General features: G+C 71.5%; 14 protein-coding genes and 1 tRNA gene. 12 read left to right on the plus strand and 3 right to left on the minus strand.

The features are described from left to right. Positions 1 to 72 precede the first annotated feature (72 nt). The 11 genes from AC0AIB_RS22035 (at position 73) to AC0AIB_RS22085 (ending at position 11,481) form a co-directional block, all read left to right on the plus strand. The gene (locus AC0AIB_RS22035) at positions 73 to 1,854 is read left to right on the plus strand and encodes a CTP synthase (protein WP_328348344.1); all 1,782 of its coding nucleotides are present in this window, start codon (positions 73 to 75) and stop codon (positions 1,852 to 1,854) included. After that, positions 1,851 to 2,456, plus strand: a complete 606-nt coding sequence (locus AC0AIB_RS22040; RefSeq protein WP_465097397.1) for an NUDIX domain-containing protein — start codon at positions 1,851 to 1,853, stop codon at positions 2,454 to 2,456. Before AC0AIB_RS22035 ends, AC0AIB_RS22040 begins: the two co-directional genes overlap by 4 nt. Positions 2,457 to 2,801: 345 nt before the next feature. Beyond that, complete coding sequence (gene ald / locus AC0AIB_RS22045) at positions 2,802 to 3,917, plus strand: alanine dehydrogenase (RefSeq protein ID WP_328348340.1); 1,116 nt, start codon at positions 2,802 to 2,804, stop codon at positions 3,915 to 3,917. A gap of 122 nt (positions 3,918 to 4,039) precedes the next feature. Further along, positions 4,040 to 5,002, plus strand: coding sequence for a site-specific tyrosine recombinase XerD (locus AC0AIB_RS22050; protein WP_328348834.1), 963 nt, complete (start codon positions 4,040 to 4,042; stop codon positions 5,000 to 5,002). A gap of 242 nt (positions 5,003 to 5,244) precedes the next feature. Further along, positions 5,245 to 6,168 carry a ParA family protein gene (locus tag AC0AIB_RS22055; protein WP_067315071.1) on the plus strand — a complete coding sequence of 308 codons (924 nt, stop codon included), beginning with the start codon at positions 5,245 to 5,247 and terminating at the stop codon, positions 6,166 to 6,168. Positions 6,169 to 6,330: 162 nt separating this feature from the next. Next, positions 6,331 to 7,269 carry a segregation and condensation protein A gene (locus AC0AIB_RS22060; protein WP_442930826.1) on the plus strand — a complete coding sequence of 313 codons (939 nt, stop codon included), beginning with the start codon at positions 6,331 to 6,333 and terminating at the stop codon, positions 7,267 to 7,269. Between the two features lie 4 nt (positions 7,270 to 7,273). Next, entirely contained in the window at positions 7,274 to 8,179 is a 906-nt protein-coding gene (scpB, locus tag AC0AIB_RS22065) for an SMC-Scp complex subunit ScpB (protein ID WP_465097398.1), read from the plus strand. Further along, complete coding sequence (locus tag AC0AIB_RS22070) at positions 8,166 to 8,936, plus strand: pseudouridine synthase (protein WP_328348331.1); 771 nt, start codon at positions 8,166 to 8,168, stop codon at positions 8,934 to 8,936. The genes scpB and AC0AIB_RS22070 overlap by 14 nt, the downstream gene beginning before the upstream one ends. Positions 8,937 to 9,148: 212 nt before the next feature. Continuing rightward, entirely contained in the window at positions 9,149 to 9,829 is a 681-nt protein-coding gene (cmk, locus tag AC0AIB_RS22075; protein ID WP_328348330.1) for a (d)CMP kinase, read from the plus strand. After that, positions 9,826 to 11,223 carry a ribosome biogenesis GTPase Der gene (gene der / locus AC0AIB_RS22080; RefSeq protein ID WP_328348328.1) on the plus strand — a complete coding sequence of 466 codons (1,398 nt, stop codon included), beginning with the start codon at positions 9,826 to 9,828 and terminating at the stop codon, positions 11,221 to 11,223. The genes cmk and der overlap by 4 nt, the downstream gene beginning before the upstream one ends. A 184-nt stretch (positions 11,224 to 11,407) precedes the next feature. Further along, positions 11,408 to 11,481, plus strand: a tRNA-Pro gene (locus AC0AIB_RS22085). A gap of 84 nt (positions 11,482 to 11,565) precedes the next feature. Here AC0AIB_RS22085 and AC0AIB_RS22090 read toward each other — a convergent pair. The 3 genes from AC0AIB_RS22090 to AC0AIB_RS22100 form a co-directional block, all read right to left on the minus strand. Beyond that, entirely contained in the window at positions 11,566 to 12,630 is a 1,065-nt protein-coding gene (locus tag AC0AIB_RS22090) for a tyrosine-type recombinase/integrase (protein WP_465097399.1), read from the minus strand. A 265-nt stretch (positions 12,631 to 12,895) separates the two neighbouring features. After that, positions 12,896 to 13,318: a DsbA family protein gene (locus AC0AIB_RS22095; protein ID WP_465097408.1), complete on the minus strand. Its 423-nt coding sequence runs from the start codon at positions 13,316 to 13,318 to the stop codon at positions 12,896 to 12,898. Positions 13,319 to 13,581: 263 nt separating this feature from the next. Next, the gene (locus AC0AIB_RS22100) at positions 13,582 to 13,908 is read right to left on the minus strand and encodes a Rossmann-fold NAD(P)-binding domain-containing protein (protein WP_328348322.1); all 327 of its coding nucleotides are present in this window, start codon (positions 13,906 to 13,908) and stop codon (positions 13,582 to 13,584) included. Positions 13,909 to 14,832: 924 nt separating this feature from the next. Between AC0AIB_RS22100 and AC0AIB_RS22105 the strand changes: the two genes are divergently transcribed. Next, positions 14,833 to 17,697: an ATP-binding protein gene (locus AC0AIB_RS22105; RefSeq protein WP_465097400.1), complete on the plus strand. Its 2,865-nt coding sequence runs from the start codon at positions 14,833 to 14,835 to the stop codon at positions 17,695 to 17,697. The last annotated feature ends 23 nt before the right edge of the window (positions 17,698 to 17,720 follow it).

The following is a 17,720-nucleotide window of genomic DNA, read 5'->3' on the forward strand; positions in this document are numbered from 1 at the left end:
TGGATCGCGTGATCACTTTGCTGATCGGCACGGCGGTTCGCACGACCGCTACGGACGACACGGGAGCAGGCCTTGGCCCCTTCAGCACGGACGACCCGGCACATCTTCGTCACCGGGGGCGTCGCCTCCTCGCTCGGAAAGGGCCTCACCGCCTCCAGCCTCGGTAATCTGCTCACCGCCCGGGGTCTGCGGGTGGTGATGCAGAAACTCGACCCCTACCTCAACGTCGACCCCGGGACAATGAACCCGTTCCAGCACGGTGAGGTCTTCATCACCGAGGACGGCGCGGAGACCGACCTCGACGTCGGGCACTACGAGCGCTTCCTCGACCGGGACCTCTCCGGCAAGGCCAACGTCACCACCGGTCAGATCTACTCCGACGTGATCGCCAAGGAACGGCGCGGCGAGTACCTGGGCGACACCGTCCAGGTCATCCCGCACATCACCAACGAGATCAAGGCGCGGATCGTCGGCATGGCCGACCCGGACGCCGACGGCCAGATCCCCGACGTGGTGATCACCGAGGTCGGCGGCACCGTCGGCGACATCGAGTCGCTGCCGTTCCTGGAGGCGATCCGCCAGGTCCGCCACGACCTGGGCCGGGACAACTGCTTCTACCTGCACGTCTCGTTGGTGCCCTACCTGGCCCCGTCGGGCGAGCTCAAGACCAAGCCGACCCAGCACTCGGTGGCGCAGTTGCGCAACATCGGCATCCAGCCCGACGCCATCGTGCTGCGCTGTGACCGGGAGATCCCGGTGAAGCTCAAGGAGAAGCTCTCCCTCTACTGCGACGTGGACTCCGAGGCGGTCGTCGCCGCCCCGGACGCTCCGAGCATCTACGACATCCCGAAGGTGCTGCACCGCGAGGGCCTCGACGCGTACGTGGTGCGCCGGCTCGGCCTGTCCTTCCGCGACGTCGACTGGACCAGCTGGGACGACCTGCTGGAGCGGGTGCACCAGCCGCACCACACGGTCACCGTGGCGGTGGTCGGCAAGTACGTCGACCTGCCCGACGCCTACCTGTCGGTAAGCGAGGCGATCCGGGCCGCCGGCTTCGGCCACCGGGCCCGGGTGCAGCTGCGCTGGGTGCCCAGCGACGACTGCGTCACCCCGGCCGGGGCGGCCTCGGCGCTGGCCGGCGTGGACGGCATCGTCATCCCCGGCGGGTTCGGCGTACGCGGCATCGAGGGCAAGATCGGCACCGCCCGGTACGCCCGGGAGAACGGGGTACCGCTGCTCGGGCTCTGCCTCGGCCTGCAGTGCATGACCATCGAGGTGGCCCGCCACCTGGCCGGGCTGGACGCGGCGAACTCCCTGGAGTTCGACGAGGAGGCCAAGCACCCGGTCATCGCCACCATGGCCGACCAGGAGGACATCGTCGCCGGTCGGGGTGACCTGGGCGGCACCATGCGGCTCGGGGCGTACCCGGCGACGTTGGCCGAGGGGTCGATCGTGGCCGAGGCGTACGGCGCCACCGAGATCAGCGAGCGGCACCGGCACCGGTACGAGGTGAACAACGCCTACCGCGACCAGCTCACCAGGGCCGGCCTGCACATCTCCGGCACCTCCCCGGACGGTCGGCTGGTCGAGTTCGTCGAGCTGGACCGGAGCCTGCACCCGTTCTTCGTGGCCACCCAGGCGCATCCGGAGCTGAAGAGCCGCCCGACCCGCCCGCACCCGTTGTTCGCCGGGTTCGTCAAAGCGGCGGTGGCGTACTCGCAGGCCGACCAGTTGCCGGTGGACCTCGATCCGGTGGTCGAGACGCCGAAGACCGCGGCACCGAAGAACGAGGCGCCCACGCCCAAGGACGCGGCCCGCAACGGCGCGTCGGCGAAGGCGTCGGCCACGTCGTGAGCGCCGTCGAACACCGCTACGAGCTGCGTTCCCGGGTCGAGCGCTACGCCGGTCGGATCTTCACGGTGGTCACCGACGAGGTGACCATGCCCGGTGGGGGCACCGCCAGCCGCGACTACGCCCGGCACGTCGGCGCGGTAGGCGTGGTCGCCCTCGACGAGGCGGGTCAGGTGGTGCTGGTCAGGCAGTACCGGCAGCCGGTCGGACGGCACCTGTGGGAGTTGCCCGCGGGGCTGATGGACGTCGCCGGCGAGGACCTGGCGGTGGCCGCCGCCCGGGAACTGGCCGAGGAGGCCGACCTGACCGCCGGCCGGTGGGACCTGTTGGTCGACGTGCACACCTCGCCGGGGTTCACCGACGAGGTGGTCCGGGTGTTCCTCGCCCGGGAGTTGGCCGAGGTGCCCGTCGGGCAGCGGCACGAGCGGCACGACGAGGAGGCCGACCTCCAGGTCGTCCGGATCGACCTGGACGAGGCGGTCGGCATGGTGCTGGCCGGTGAGATCACCAACGGTCCGTGCGCGACCGGCCTGCTGGCCGCGGCCAGGGCCCGGGACGCCGGCTGGTCGGTGCTGCGCCGGGCCGACACCCCGCTGCACCGCTGATTTCCGGTACGCCCGCAGGGGCCGCCGCGGACCGCCGCGACGGCCCCTGCGCCGTCTCCGCCCGGTTCCGGCCGTCGGCGTCGGACACGGTGATCCCGGCCGGGTTCCATCCGGCGGGCGGGGCCGACCGGTGCGACCATGGGGGAGACACCGAACGGCAGGCCCGTGCGCTATGCCTGACACCTCGTCAGGTGGATCGGGCACCGGTTGTCACAGTGCTGGCCGTCGGAGGGTGGCGGCGCGCCTAGACTGCCGCCGGCGGGACCGGTGGACCGCGTCGGCAACGGAGCCGGCGGGGCACCGCGCAGTCCGGGGTGCGTCATCCCGGAGGAAGGTGTCTGCATCGTGAAGGTCGGAATCCCACGCGAGGTCAAGAACCACGAGTACCGCGTGGCGATCACGCCGGCGGGCGTCAACGAGTTCGTCCGCCACGGTCACCAGGTCTTCGTCGAGGCCGGCGCCGGCGTCGGGTCCAGCCTCACCGACGACGAGTTCGCCGCCGCCGGGGCCACCATCCTCGACACCGCCGACGAGGTGTGGGACACCGCCGAGTTGGTGCTCAAGGTCAAGGAGCCGATCGCCGAGGAGCACCACCGGATGCGCGCCGGGCAGGTGCTCTTCACCTACCTGCACCTGGCTGCCTCGAAGGAGTGCACCGACGCGCTGGTCGACCGGAAGGTCACCGGCATCGCGTACGAGACGGTCGAGCTGCCCGACCGGTCGCTGCCGCTGCTCGCCCCGATGTCCGAGGTGGCCGGGCGGCTCGCCCCGCAGGTCGGCGCTTACCACCTCCAGCGGCAGGGCGGCGGCCGGGGCATCCTGATGGGCGGCGTCTCCGGGGTGTACGCGGCGAAGACAGTGGTCATCGGCGCGGGCGTGTCCGGCATGAACGCCGCCGCCATCGCACTGGGCCTGCAGGCCGAGGTGCTGCTGCTGGACATGAACGTGGCCCGGTTGCGGCAGGCCGACGCCATCTACCGGGGCCACCTGCAGACGGTCGCCTCCAACGCGTACGAGATCGAGCGTGCGGTGCTCGACGCGGACCTGGTCATCGGCGCGGTCCTCGTCCCCGGGGCGAAGGCCCCGACGCTGATCTCCAACGAGCTGGTGTCCCGGATGAAGCCCGGCAGTGTGCTCGTCGACATCTCCATCGACCAGGGTGGCTGCTTCGAGGACTCCCGTCCCACCACGCACGCCGAGCCGACCTACCAGGTGCACGACTCGATCTTCTACTGTGTGGCGAACATGCCCGGCGCGGTGCCGCACACCAGCACCTACGCGCTGACCAACGTCACCCTGCCGTACGCCCTGGAGCTGGCCAACCAGGGCTGGCGCGACGCGCTGCGCCGCGACCCCGCGTTGGCGCTGGGCCTGAACACCCACGACGGTCGGGTGGTCTACGGCCCGGTCGCCGAGGCGCACGGCATGGCCGCCCTCCCGCTGGCGGAGGTGCTGGCCTGACCGGTCGGCCGCGCGGCGCGGCACCGGACCGGGTGCGCGCCGCAGCACCCGAGCCGGCACCCGAGGGTGTTCCCGGCAGCACGGACGACGGGGCCGGAGCGGGCGGGGAACCCGCGCCGGCCCTGCGTCGGGCGGTGCGTGGCTACCTCGACCACCTCACCGTCGAGCGGGGGCTGTCGGCGAACACCCTCACCTCGTACCGTCGGGATCTGGAGCGTTACCTGGGTACCCTGGCCGCCGCCGGGGTGACCGACCTGGCGTCGGTCGGCAGCGGACAGGTCGAGGCGCACCTGGCCCGGCTGCGCGCCGGCGACGACGACCATCCGCCGCTGGCGGTGGCCTCGGCCGCGCGGGCCGCCTCCGCCGTGCGGGGACTGCACCGGTTCGCCGTCCGCGAGGGGCTGACCGGTGCCGACCCCAGCCGGGACGTCCGCCCACCGCCCGCCGCGCGCCGGTTGCCCCGGGCGTTGCCGGTCGACGACGTGACCCGGCTGCTGGAGGCCGCCGGCCCGGTCACCGCCGCCGGCGACGGGGCGGCCCTCGCGCTGCGGGACCGGGCGCTGCTGGAGTTCCTGTACGGCACCGGGGCGCGGATCTCCGAGGCGGTCGGCGCCGCCGTGGACGACCTGGACCTCGACGAGGGCACCGCCCTGCTGCGGGGCAAGGGCGGCCGGACCCGGTTGGTGCCGATCGGCGGGTACGCCGTCGAGGCGCTGCGGGCCTTCCTGGTGCGGGCCCGACCGGGCCTGGTCGCCGCCGGCCGGGGCACCCCGACGGTCTTCGTCAACGCCCGGGGCGGTCCGCTGACCCGGCAGGGGGCGTGGACGGTGCTGCGGCGGACCGCTCAGCGGGCCGGGCTGCCGGTGGACGGCCCGCACGCGGTCTCCCCGCACACCCTGCGCCACTCGTACGCCACCCACCTGCTCGACGGTGGCGCCGACGTGCGGGTGGTGCAGGAACTGCTCGGCCACGCCTCGGTCACCACCACCCAGGTGTACACGTTGGTCACCGTGGAACGGCTGCGCGAGGTGTACGCCACCACCCACCCCCGCGCCCGGGACGCCAGCCCTCCCTCGGGCCGCTGACCGTCCGGGGCGCGAACCGCCCGTCGGGCCGCTCCTTCCCGCCGCGCCCGCCGGTGACCCGGCCGCTGACCGGCCGATACGCCCGACACGCCGGACCGGTGCCGAACGCGCTGGTCGTCGGTGGCGTAGAGTCGGCATCGGCGCGGACCTCCTGGGGCGACAACCGGGGTGCGCAGCGGCGCCGCGAAGGACGTCGGACTGCTCCGATGCCGGGTGGGTCGTCGGGAGGGGGCAACGAGGACATGGCTGGCAACGGTGATCGTGCCGACGCCTGGACGTCGGAGCTCCGTGAGCAGCAGGCGTCGCTCGGCGCCGACCTGGGCCCGGCCGACCCGGCCGCCTACACGATGCGCAAGCCGATCCCCGAGCCGATGCCCACCGACCGGCACGGACCGGCCCGGATCATCGCGATGGCCAACCAGAAGGGTGGCGTCGGCAAGACCACCACCACCATCAACCTGGGCGCGGCGCTCGCCGAGTACGGCCGCAAGGTGCTGCTCGTCGACTTCGACCCGCAGGGCGCGCTCTCGGTGGGGTTGGGCGTCAACCCGCACAACCTCGACCTGTCGGTCTACAACCTGCTCATGCAGGACGACGTCATGGCCGAGGACGTCCTGATCAAGACCGACGTGGCCGGCCTGCACATCCTGCCCGCCAACATCGACCTCTCCGCCGCCGAGATTCAGCTGGTCAACGAGGTCGCCCGGGAGATGGCCCTGGCCCGGGTGCTGCGCAACGTGCGCAAGGAGTACGACTACATCCTGATCGACTGCCAGCCGTCACTGGGCCTGCTGGCGATCAACGCGCTGACCGTCGCGCACGGGGTGCTCATCCCGCTCGAATGCGAGTTCTTCAGCCTGCGCGGGGTGGCGCTGCTGCTGGACACCATCGACAAGGTTCGTGAGCGGCTCAACTTCGACCTGGAACTCGAAGGCATCCTCGCCACCATGTACGACAGCCGCACCACCCACTGCCGGCAGGTGCTCCAGCGGGTGGTCGAGGCGTTCGGCGACAAGGTCTACCAGACGGTCATCACCAAGACGGTGAAGTTCCCCGAGTCCACGGTGGCCGGTGCGCCGATCACCACCCTCGACCCGGCCTCCTCCGGGGCCCGCAACTACCGGCAGCTGGCCCGTGAGGTGATCGCCGCCCAGGCCGACCGGTAGGCCTGGGGTGCGTCTCCGCCGCGCCGCGTCCGAGGTGCCCGGGACGGCGAGCACGTCCGCGCCCGGGGCGTGGACTACGGTCGTCCGGTGACCGCCCCGCCGCTGGACCCGCCGACGACCCCGGAGCAGCCGCCCGTGCTGGCCGCCGAGGTCGCCGCCGACGTGGCGACCGACCCGGCGGGCGTACCGCAGGACGGGCAGAGCGGCGGCTTCACCGTCCGGCTGGCGAACTTCACCGGCCCGTTCGACCTGCTGCTGCAGCTGATCAGCAAGCACAAGCTGGACGTCACCGAGGTGGCCCTGCACACCGTCACCGACGAGTTCATCGCCTACATCCGCGCCATGGGCGACCAGTGGGACCTCGACGAGACAAGCGAGTTCCTGCTCATCGCCGCCACCCTGCTCGACCTGAAGGCCGCCCGGCTGCTCCCCTCGGCGGAGGTGGAGGACGAGGAGGACCTCGCCCTGCTGGAGGCACGGGACCTGCTCTTCGCCAGGCTGTTGCAGTACAAGGCGTACAAGGAGGCGGCGGCGCACATCGCCGAACTGGAGGCGGTCGGCGGGCGACGCTACCCGCGCGCGGTCACCCTGGAGGCCCGGTACGCCGACGCCCTGCCCGACCTGGTGCTCGGCATCGGCCCCGAACGGCTGCTCAAGCTGGCGGTCCGGGCGATGACCCCGAAACCGGTGCCCGAGGTCTCCATCGCGCACGTGCACCTGGTGCGGGTCAGCGTCCGGGAACACGCGGCGATCCTCGCCGAGCGGCTGCGCCGGGCCGGCCTCGCCACCTTCACCCTGCTCTGCGCCGACTGCGAGATCACCCTGGAGGTGGTGGCCCGCTTCCTGGCGCTGCTGGAGCTCTACCGGGAGGGACTGGTCGCCTTCGTGCAGGAGGAGGCCCTGGAGGAGCTGACCGTGCGCTGGACCGGCCCCGCCGACGGCGGGGCCGCCCTGCACGTCGACGAGTACGCCGGCACCCCCGCCGACCCCGACGACACCGCTCCCGCCCCGGACGGGCCCGCTGCCCCGGCTGGTCCCGTGCCGGGCGGACCCGCCGTGTTCACCGACCCGGCGGGCGATCCCGCGACGACGCAGGAGTGACGTGATGAGCGACGAGGAGCACCGGGACTCGCTGGCCGATCAGGCCGCCGCCTGGGTCCCCCCGTGGGAGCGGCCCACCCCCCGGCAGAAGCCCGTCCCCACGGACGACACCGCCGACACCGCCGGTGAGACCGCCGACACCGCCGGTGAGACCGCGGACTCCCCGGCGGACGTCGCGCCCGCCGCACCGGGTGATGCTCCGACGGACGCCGTGACCGTCGACCCGGACGTACCGGGTGGACCGGCGGAGCGGGTCGGTGCCGGAGCGGCCAGGATGGGGGAGGGGACGGCTGAGGACGTACCGAAGCGGCGGCCGGCGGGGCGGCGGCGGGCGACGGTCGTGCCGGAGCCCGCACCCGAGCTGGACGACGCGGAGCTGCGCGGCGCGTTGGAGGCCATCCTGCTGGTGGTCGACGAGCCGGTCAGCGAGCTGGTGCTGGCCCAGGTGCTGGAGCAGTCACCGGAGCGGATCGGGCCGGTGCTCGACGACATCGCCGCCGGCTACACCGCCGCCGGGCACGGTTTCGAGCTGCGCCGGGCGGCGGGTGGCTGGCGGCTCTACACCCGGCCGGAATACGCGACGCACGTGGAACGGTTCGTGCTGGACGGGCAGTCGGTACGGTTGACCCAGGCCGCGCTGGAGACGCTCGCGGTGATCGCCTACAAGCAACCGGTGACCCGTGGCCGGGTCTCGGCCATCCGGGGTGTCAACTGCGACGGGGTGCTCCGTACCCTGGTCTCCCGCGGGTTGGTCGAGGAGTGCGGCGCCGAACCGGACAGCGGGGCGTTCCTCTACCGGACCACCACGATGTTCCTGGAGAAACTGGGCCTGGACTCGGTCGCCGACCTGCCCCCGCTCGCCCCGTTCCTCCCCGACGACGTAGAAGAGCTTGCCGATGCCACGCGATGACCGTTCCCCCAAGCCCGACGCCCCCGTGTACGAGGGTGCCGAACGCCTCCAGAAGGTGCTCGCCGCCGCCGGTGTCGGTTCCCGCCGTGCCTGCGAGGACCTGATCTTCCGGCGTCGGGTCACCGTCGACGGGCGGGTCGCCAAGCTCGGCGACAAGGTCGACCCCGCCACCGCCGTGATCCACGTCGACGGCGAACGCCTCCAGGCCGACAACCGCCTGGTCTACGTGGCGATGAACAAGCCGCGCGGGGTGGTCACCACGATGGCGGACGACAAGGGCCGCAACGAGCTCGCCGAGTTCATCGGCAACCGGGTGGAGCAGCGGGTCTACCACGTCGGGCGGCTCGACGCGGACAGCGAGGGACTGCTGCTGCTCACCAACGACGGGACCCTCACCCACAAGCTGATGCACCCGTCGTACCAGGTGCTCAAGACCTACCTGGCCGAGGTGGCCGGGCCGATCCCGCGCAACCTGGGCAAGCGGCTGCTGGCCGGCGTCGAGCTTGAGGACGGGCCGGTGAAGGTCGACTCGTTCAAGGTGGTGGACACGCTGGGCAAAAGCGCCCAGGTGGAGCTGAGCCTGCACGAGGGGCGTAAGCACATCGTCCGCCGGTTGCTGGCCGAGGTCGGGCATCCGGTGTCCCGGCTGGTGCGTACCTCGATCGGGCCGATCAAGCTCGGCGACCTGCGTACCGGGCGGATCCGGCGGCTGACCAACGCGGAGGTCGCCGCCCTGTTCAAGGCCGTGGGTGACTGAGTTCAGGGCCGTGGGTGACTGACCGGAGTCGCAGCGGGTAGGTGTGCCGGTAGGCTTCCCCCCGGCCCGCGGGCCGTCGGGTGGCGCGGGTCGCCCCCGGCGGCGGCGCGCGGCCGACCCGCGAGGCGCGGGATGATTGACGACGATGGAGAACCGCTCAACGGCGCCGGGGTAACCGGCGACCCGCGAGGTACGGGCTGAGGAGGACAACGGTGGAGGAAAACGTACGGGCCGGGCGCTGCGTGGTCGCTGTGGACGGGCCGTCCGGTTCGGGTAAGTCCACCGTCTCGCGGCGGCTCGCCGCCGGCCTCGGTGCCCGCTACCTGGACACCGGCGCGATGTACCGGGCGGTCACCTGGGCGGTGCTGCGCTCCGGCGTCGACCTGACCGACGCCGCCGCCGTGGGCAAGGTCGCCGGTGAGGTCGAGCTGCGCATCGGCACCGACCCCCAGGGGTACGGCGTGAGCGTCGACGGGGTGGGTGTCGACCAGGAGATCCGGGGTTCCGAGGTGACCGGTGCGGTCTCCGCGGTGGCCGCCGTGCCGGCGGTGCGGGCGTTGCTCGTGGCCCGGCAGCGGGAACTGATCGCCAATGCCGGCCGGATCGTGGTCGAGGGCCGGGACATCGGTGCCGTGGTGGCCCCGGACGCCGACCTGAAGGTCTACCTGACCGCGTCCGAGGCGGCCCGCGCCAGGCGGCGCAGCGCCGAGGACGCCGCCGACGTCACGGCGACCGCCGCCGACCTGGCTCGGCGGGACCGGCTCGACTCCACCCGCACGGTGAACCCGTTGCGGCAGACGGCCGACGCCGTCGAACTGGACACCACCGAGCTGGGCATCGACGAGGTCGTCACCCGGCTGCGTGAGCTGCTCACCGAGCGGGGAGTGGCATGAGCGACGGATGGGTGGAGCTGCGCGAGCCGGAGGCCGCCGTCGAGGAGCCGACCGGTCCGCAGCCGGTGGTGGCCGTGGTCGGTCGCCCCAACGTGGGCAAGTCGACACTTGTCAACCGGATCATCGGCCGGCGGCAGGCGGTCGTGGAGGACGTCCCCGGGGTGACCCGGGACCGGGTGCCGTACGACGCACAGTGGAACGGTCGGTCGTTCACCGTGGTGGACACCGGCGGCTGGGAGCCGGACGCGAAGGACCGGGCGGCGGCCATCGCGGCCCAGGCCGAGACGGCGGTGGTCACCGCCGACGTGGTGATCTTCGTGGTCGACGCCATGGTCGGCTCCACCGATGTGGACGAGGCCGCGGTGAAGATGCTGCGACGCAGCGCCAAGCCGGTGATCCTGGTGGCCAACAAGACCGACAACACCGCCATCGAGATGGAGGCGACCTCGCTGTGGTCGCTGGGTCTCGGCGAACCGTTTCCGGTCTCCGCACTGCACGGCCGGGGCTCCGGTGAACTGCTCGACGCCATCCTCGACGCGCTGCCCGACGCGCCGAAGATCATCGAGAACCGGCCGCGCGGCCCCCGCCGGGTGGCCCTCGTGGGTCGGCCCAACGTCGGGAAGTCCAGCCTGCTCAACCGGTTCTCCGGCGAGGAGCGGGCGGTCGTCGACTCGGTCGCCGGCACCACAGTCGACCCGGTGGACAGCCTGGTGGAGATCGGCGGCGAGACCTGGCAACTGGTCGACACCGCCGGGTTGCGCAAGCGGGTCGGCAAGGCCAGCGGCACCGAGTACTACGCCAGTCTGCGTACCGCCGGGGCCATCGAGGCGGCCGAGGTGGCGGTGGTGCTGCTCGACTCCAGCGAGCCGATCAGCGAGCAGGACCAGCGGATCCTGACCATGGTCGTCGAGGCCGGCCGGGCCCTGGTGATCGCCTTCAACAAGTGGGACCTGGTCGACGCCGACCGTCGGTACTACCTGGACAAGGAGATCGACCGGGAGCTGCGCCGGATCCCCTGGGCGATCCGGCTCAACCTGTCGGCGCAGACCGGCCGGGCCGTCGACAAGCTCGCCCCCGCGCTACGCAAGGCACTCGCGAGCTGGGAGACCCGGGTGCCGACCGCACAGCTCAACCAGTGGCTCACCGCCCTGGTCCAGGCCACCCCGCACCCGGTGCGCGGGGGCCGGGCCCCGAAGATCCTCTTCGCCACCCAGGCGGGTGTCTCCCCGCCCCGGTTCGTGCTCTTCACCACCGCACCGTTGGACGCCGGCTACCAGCGTTTCGTCGAGCGCAAGCTCCGCGAGGAGTTCGGCTTCGAGGGCAGCCCGGTGGAGATCTCGGTACGCCCCCGCAAGAAGCTCGGCCCCGGTGGCCGGGGCAAGGCGCACGGCTGACGTACCTCCTCCACTCGACGAGAACCAGAAAGAGGGCCGGGAGTTCATCTCCCGGCCCTCTTTCCTAGGATGCCTTAGGAGTGGTGGCGGCGGGCACGCGATGCGGCAGGGGCCTGTGCGTGCGGCACGAAGATCCTGCGCTAAGCTGAAGCGGCTGCTGCGGGGGAGACCCTGCGGGGAGCATCGGGACGTGGCGCAGCTTGGTAGCGCACTTGACTGGGGGTCAAGGGGTCGTCGGTTCGAATCCGGCCGTCCCGACAGTTGCTAAGGAACCCGTTGACCAGGGTGTATGCCCTGGTCAACGGGTTCTATTTCATTCTTCCTCAGTAGAGGATTGCTGATCTAGACGGCGCGTAGCTGGGGACCACCTGGGGACCGGCGGGCCTTCAAGTGGGCGCTGAGTGCCGTTCCCGTGTCGGTGATCGACTGCCGGTCGGGGTGCAGGTAGCGCTGTGTCGTGGTCAGCGACCCGTGGCCGGCGATCTTCCGCAGGACGTGCACCGGGACCCCGGCGTCGGCCATCCAGGTCAACCCTGTGTGCCGCAGGTCGTGCCGTCCCAGGTGTTCGTAGCCGAGCTTCGTCACCACCTCATCCCAGTGCGTCGCGTCCCGCAGCACGGCAGTGCTGATCCGGCCACCACGCGGGCCGGTGAACAGCCGGGAGTGCGGCGCGGTCACCGAGTCCAGGCGGCGGACGACGATCGGTTGCACTTCCTCGATCAGCGGCACCATCCGGGCGCGCTTTCCCTTGGTGCCCTTGTCGATCAGGCCACCGGGGCCGGGTGTGGTCTGTCGGCGGACGGTCCACATCCACGTTTCCCGGTCGATGTCCTCGGCGCGGACGCCGGACACCTCGCCGATCCGGGCGGCGGTGCACGCGGCGAAAATCGTCACGTCGCCCCATCCGGGGAACCCGTTCGCGGATCGTTCGACCAGGGCTGTGGCAGGTCCGGTCAGCGCTTCCCAGTGCGGCAGGGCGAGCGTGCGCGGGTCGTCCAACTCGTCTTCGGCCCGCTGGTATTCGCGCTGCCACCCGGTGACCTGTGCGGGATTCCGCGCGATGACGCCGTCGCGTACTGCCTGCTGCATCACCCGGGCCAGCACGGCAAGACTGTTCTTGACCGTCGATCGACTGCATTCGTCAGCGATCCAGCCGTGAACGGCCCGGTCTGTCGCGCCGTTGGTGATCATGCGAATCGGGATGTGGCCGAGTGCGGGGACCACCCGTTTACGCCACCCGGCTAGGTACGGGTCGAGCGTCTTGCGTTCCAGGCCGCGCAGGGCCAGCGTCATCACGCTTTCGCCGTACTCGGCCAGTCGCTTTGTCGCGGCGAGCGGGTCGACGCCACCCTGTGCCGCGCTGACCATGGCGTCGATCCACGCTTGCGCCTCCTCGGGCGTTGCCACCGATTTTGCAGGCCACAACGGCAGAGCCGATGCGGGCACGACGAGCACCTACGCGCGAGCAGACGTTTACGAGGTCGCCCGGGCGCTTTCGATGTTGACCGGTGAGCAGCACCCGCTGTTGTCGGTCTCAGCAACCACTGCTACCCCGCCGTTTTCAGGGACCTTGCACTGGCACCCCGCAGGGTAGGCCAAGGAGCTGCACATGGACGCCGCCCTGCCGCATCGTCGGCGGCGGGGGCGAGGGGTGCTGATGGTGGCTTGGCGATCACCTCATGAGGGTCGTGAGGAACAGTTCCTCGGACTGCTCTCCTTCCAGGACAGGTCCGCCCTCGAAGCGGAAAGCCGGCGGCTGGACGCCGAACCGTCGTACCCGCTCAAGTTCGGCCCGCAGGCCGGCGGCACCGGTCTCGCTGGTCACCACTCCCGTCTCGCTTGCGAGTCGGGTAAGCGTGTCAGGATCGGCGATGTTCAGTCCGTCGGTGAAGTAGGCCCGGAACAGCCGTTCGGCCATCTGCTCGCCCCTTCCCTGGGCAGACGCCTGAGCAGGGACCCGGTGCGCGTCGAACGTGTTGGTGAACCATGCCCGACCGAAGTTCAGCTCAAGACCGTCGGCAACACCGAAGGACTCATCGGATACGAGGGCACGCGCGACCTCCTCGCCGCGTTGCCGCTTCCCGACCTCGAACAGCGGCTCGCCGGCGCAGGACGCTTCGGGCTGGAACTGGAACGGGCATTAGACCGTTTCCACCTGGCCGCCATCGGCGCGGAAGCGACGAGTGGCTCGAGTAAAGCGGCTGAATCCACGATAAGAATGCACACACATGAAGTCCAGGACGACCTCTACCCTGCGCGGCTTTTCCATACTCGACCCCTTCTGCGGCTGTGACTGTTTGGTCGTTCGGCGGACACGGCCTCCGGGTGCTGGCCCGGCAGCGGGTGGCCTTCGATGCGTCACCAGGGAACCGGACCGCAGGCGGCGAAGTAGCCACCCGTCGGGCCGTCCGGCCCGATCACGGCCATCCGCACGATGATCTCGGCGCCCTCCTCGACGCTCTGGGCACCGGTGCGGCCGTTGAGGTCGGTAGCGGTGTGACCGGGATCGACCGAGTTGACTTTCATTGTTGGATACGCGTGGGCGTACTGTGCGGTGACCATGTCCAGCGCGGCCTTGGCGGAGCCGTATGCCAGCGCCGGGACCCAGACGGGCACCACCGACGCGTGGCCCACGGGGTCGGCGGTGACGGCCAGTGAGCCCAGGCCACTGCTGACGTCCACCACGACGGGAGCCGCGTGGATGGCGTGTAGGCGCCTTGCAGAGCCAGGACGGCCTGCAGCAGGGGGATGGTAGGGAGCTCGGCCTCACCCGGCCGGCACGGTTCTGCACCGCCTGCCGTCCGCACGATCGCCGCAGCGGGCTGCGGTCCTCGCCGCCCGGTCAGCGCGGCGCGTCGCCCCTCACCGAACGCGGGCGATCAGTCTGCTGTTTCGAGCCCCGTGCTCCGGCTGCGGCACCGAGTCCACCCGCCCGTTTCGGGTCAGTGTCACGCGTGAGGGCGCGGCCTGAGCGGACCGCCTCACCCTCGACATCCCCGGCGGTGCCCGCCGCCTGCGCCTGTTCCACACGGTCCGGCCACGGCGGGGGAGGGGGAGTGGCCCGCGGTCGTTACCGAAGGTGCGTGAAGATTCACTCAGGGCTATCGGATTTGACGGGCGGCGTTGTAGCATCGAACTCGACCTTGGGAGACCAAGCCCCTTTCGAAGTGGTTATTGGCGTCCTGATTCGGTGACCTCGCCGGAATCGATGCGAAGGCGGGTAGGAATTCGGGAACTCCTCGCGATGATGATGTGAATTCACCCTGCCGTCTCGCGTCCTTCGGGCGCGGCGCAGGGCTGATCGGTGAAGCGGTACTGCCCGTCCGCCGCCGCAGGACCGGGCGACCATCATAAATTAACCTGACCGAAACGCGTTTTGCGATCCGGAAAATGCCCTGTTGGTTCACTGAGAAGTGACTCTCTATGAACCCGACGAGCTTCCCTTGATTTTTTGACTAACTCCTATCAGGATGGCTCATCGTAGGGCGTCGGAGCGGACGAGTTCAGAGTTGATTTCCCGGTCGACACGGTGTGCTGGTGGTCGGCTCGGCCGGGGAAAGGATATCCGTCGTCGGGGAGATTCCCGGCGGCAATTCACCTTCGATGGGAATGCTGAGAATAGGCCCGGAGTCCGGGTCCGAGGTATGGGTCGGGCGAGCGCGTGAGCTGAGCCTCACGCAGACAGCGTTGACCCGGCTGGCGCGGGGGACCGGCTCGGTGCTCCGGTTGGTCGGTGAGCCGGGCATCGGCAAGACCGCACTGCTCACCATCACCGCCCGGGCCGCAGCCGCCCGCGGCTACCAGGTGTTCCACGCCGTCGCCGACGAACTCTCCCAGCAGTCACCACTGAGCGTCCTGCTCGCCTGCCTCGGAGTCCGGCAGCGGCCGGGCGACCCGTCCCGGGCGGAGATCACCCAGACCCTGGTCGGCCAACCGCCGGTCTTCCCCGCCAACGGGCCGGCCCTGGCTGCCGTGGCCGAGATGCTGGTCTCCCTGGTCGACGACCTGTGTACGGCGGGCCCCACCGTCCTGATCGTCGACGACGCGCACTGGATGGACGAGGCGTCGACAGTGGTCTGGCGGCGCCTGGCCGCGAGCACCGAGCATCTGCCCCTACTCCTGGTCGCCGCGCACAGTCAGGACCCGTCCCGTCCGGCCCGTACCCCGGCCAACGCCGGCCGGGGCCACGAACACCTGCTGTGCCTCGTGCCGCTGGACGAAGCGGAGGTCTCGCAGCTGCTGGCCGGGCTGCTCGGAGCGCCGCCCGGCCCGACCCTCAGCCGGTGGTCGGATGCGGCGGTGGGTAACCCGCTCTACCTGCGTGAGTTGGCCGACGTCCTGGTGCGGGAGGACCTGGTCCAGGTCGTGGCGGGACACGCGGACCTGCGTGACGACGACGACCGGATACCTCCGGCCCTCACCGCCGCGTTGACCAGCCGGCTCGGTCTGGTGCCGGACGCCGGGGACGTGTTGCGGACCGCCGCACTACTCGGCACCGAGTTCACCGTCACCGACCTGAGTGTCGTGCTGGGGCGGCCGGTGCGGGTCCTCGCCGACGTGCTGCAGCGGGCCGTCGCGGCCCGGATCCTCGCCGGCACCGGTGAACGAATGACCTTCTGCCATCCGCTGATCCGCCAGGCCCTGTACGACGCCGTCGCGCTGCCGTTGCGCCGGGCGCTGCACCTCGACCTGGCCCAGGAGTTGGCCGCCGCAGCCGCCGAACCGCTCACCGTGGCACACCAACTGGTGGCGGCGGGCGGCGTCGAGAACCGGTGGGTGCCCGACTGGCTCCACAGGTCCGTCCACGCGTTGGCGGACGCCGACCCGGGACTCACGGTCCGGCTGCTGCGCGCACAGCTCGGACAGCTTCCGGCAAAGGACCCGCACCAGGCTTCGCTGAGCGTTGCGCTGGCCCGCTCACTACAGCTGTTGGGCCGGTGGGAGGAGGCCGCCGACCGGGCCCGCGAGGCCCTCGCGTCGTCGACCGGGCTGGACGCGCACGGCGAGCTGCACTGGCTGCTGATCCGTGCGCTCAACAACAGCGGGAAGACCGACGAGGCCGAACTGATCCTGCGGCAGGTGCTCACCCGACAGGCGATACCCGAACCGTGGCGCGGACGTCTTCTGAGCACCCTGGCCCTGATCAGCCGGGCCGGCACCGGCGGGCCGAACGAAGCCGAGGCTCTGGCCGGTGAGGCCCTCGACGCCGGTCGCCGATCGGGCGACGACTGCGCCATCGCGGGCGCCAGCGTCGTGCTGTCCCTCACCCGCTCCGACCGGCGTGACCACCTGGCCGCACTGCGGTACGCCGAACAGGCGCTCGCCGCCCTCGTCGGTCACCCCGACCACCCGGAACTGGAGATGTTCGCCCTGCACTGCCGCGTGGTGAGCCTGCAGAACATGGCCCGGTGGAGGGAGGCCGAACGGGTGCTGCGGCTGTCCCGGGAGATCCGTCGCCGGGCACACGACGTCGCCGCCGGGTCCATCGGCGTCACCGAGGCGATGCTGCACTACTGGGTCGGCCGCTGGGACGAGGCGTTGACGGCACTGGTCCCGGTGGCTGACGACCCCTGCGGGCCGTTCTATCCGGGTCTGCACCGGGGTGGGCCTGCGCTACTGCGGCGGGGCGTCACCGCGCTGATCGCCGTCCGGCGCGACGACCGCGCGCTCGCCGAGGCGCACCTGCGCTCTGACCCGGACGCGCCGGCCGACCGCAGCATCGACGAGGACAGCGAGGGCTTCCTCCTCGCCGCCCGGGCCGTGCACGCCGAACAGCGGGGCGAACCGGAACGGGGCGCCGCCCTGCTCGCCACGATGCTGCAGCACCGACCCGACTCCGGGACGGGGCCCCACCATCCGTGGTTCGCGGACCTGATCCGGATGGCGTCGGCCGGCACGGATTCCTCGACCGTGACGGCTGCCCTCGAACGGACGCGGGTCTGGACCGAGGCCGAGAAGACGCCGGGGCGGGCCGCGACCATGCGGCAGCGCTGCGTGGGCCTCGCCACCGAGGACCCCGAGCCGCTGCGCACAGCCGTGCAGCACTACCGGTCGGCCGGCCCCGGGACCGAGTTGGCGGCGACACTTGAGGACCTCGCGGTGGTGCTGGCCGGCCACGGCGCGACCGCCGAGTGCCGGGCGGCCGCCACCGAGGCGGTCGGCCTGTATACCCGGATGGGCGCGACCTGGGACGTCCGGCGCACCGAGGCGCGGCTGCGGGGCAGGGGCGTACGCCGAGGGGTCAGCGGCCCCCGCGCAGCCCGGCCGGTGTCGGGCTGGGCGGCGCTCACCGCCACAGAACGGCGCGTCGCCGTCCTCGTCGCCGAGGGCCGTTCGACGCCCGAGATCGCTGCCGCGATGCTCCTGACCCGCCGGACGGTCCAGACGCACATCTCCCGCGCCCTGCACAAGCTCGGGCTGCGCAGCCGTAACCAGATCGCCCGGGAGGTGCTACGCAACGCGGGTTCCCGATGACGGATGACTCGGCGACACCGGGT

The organism is Micromonospora sp. DSM 43699 (genome assembly GCF_055517075.1).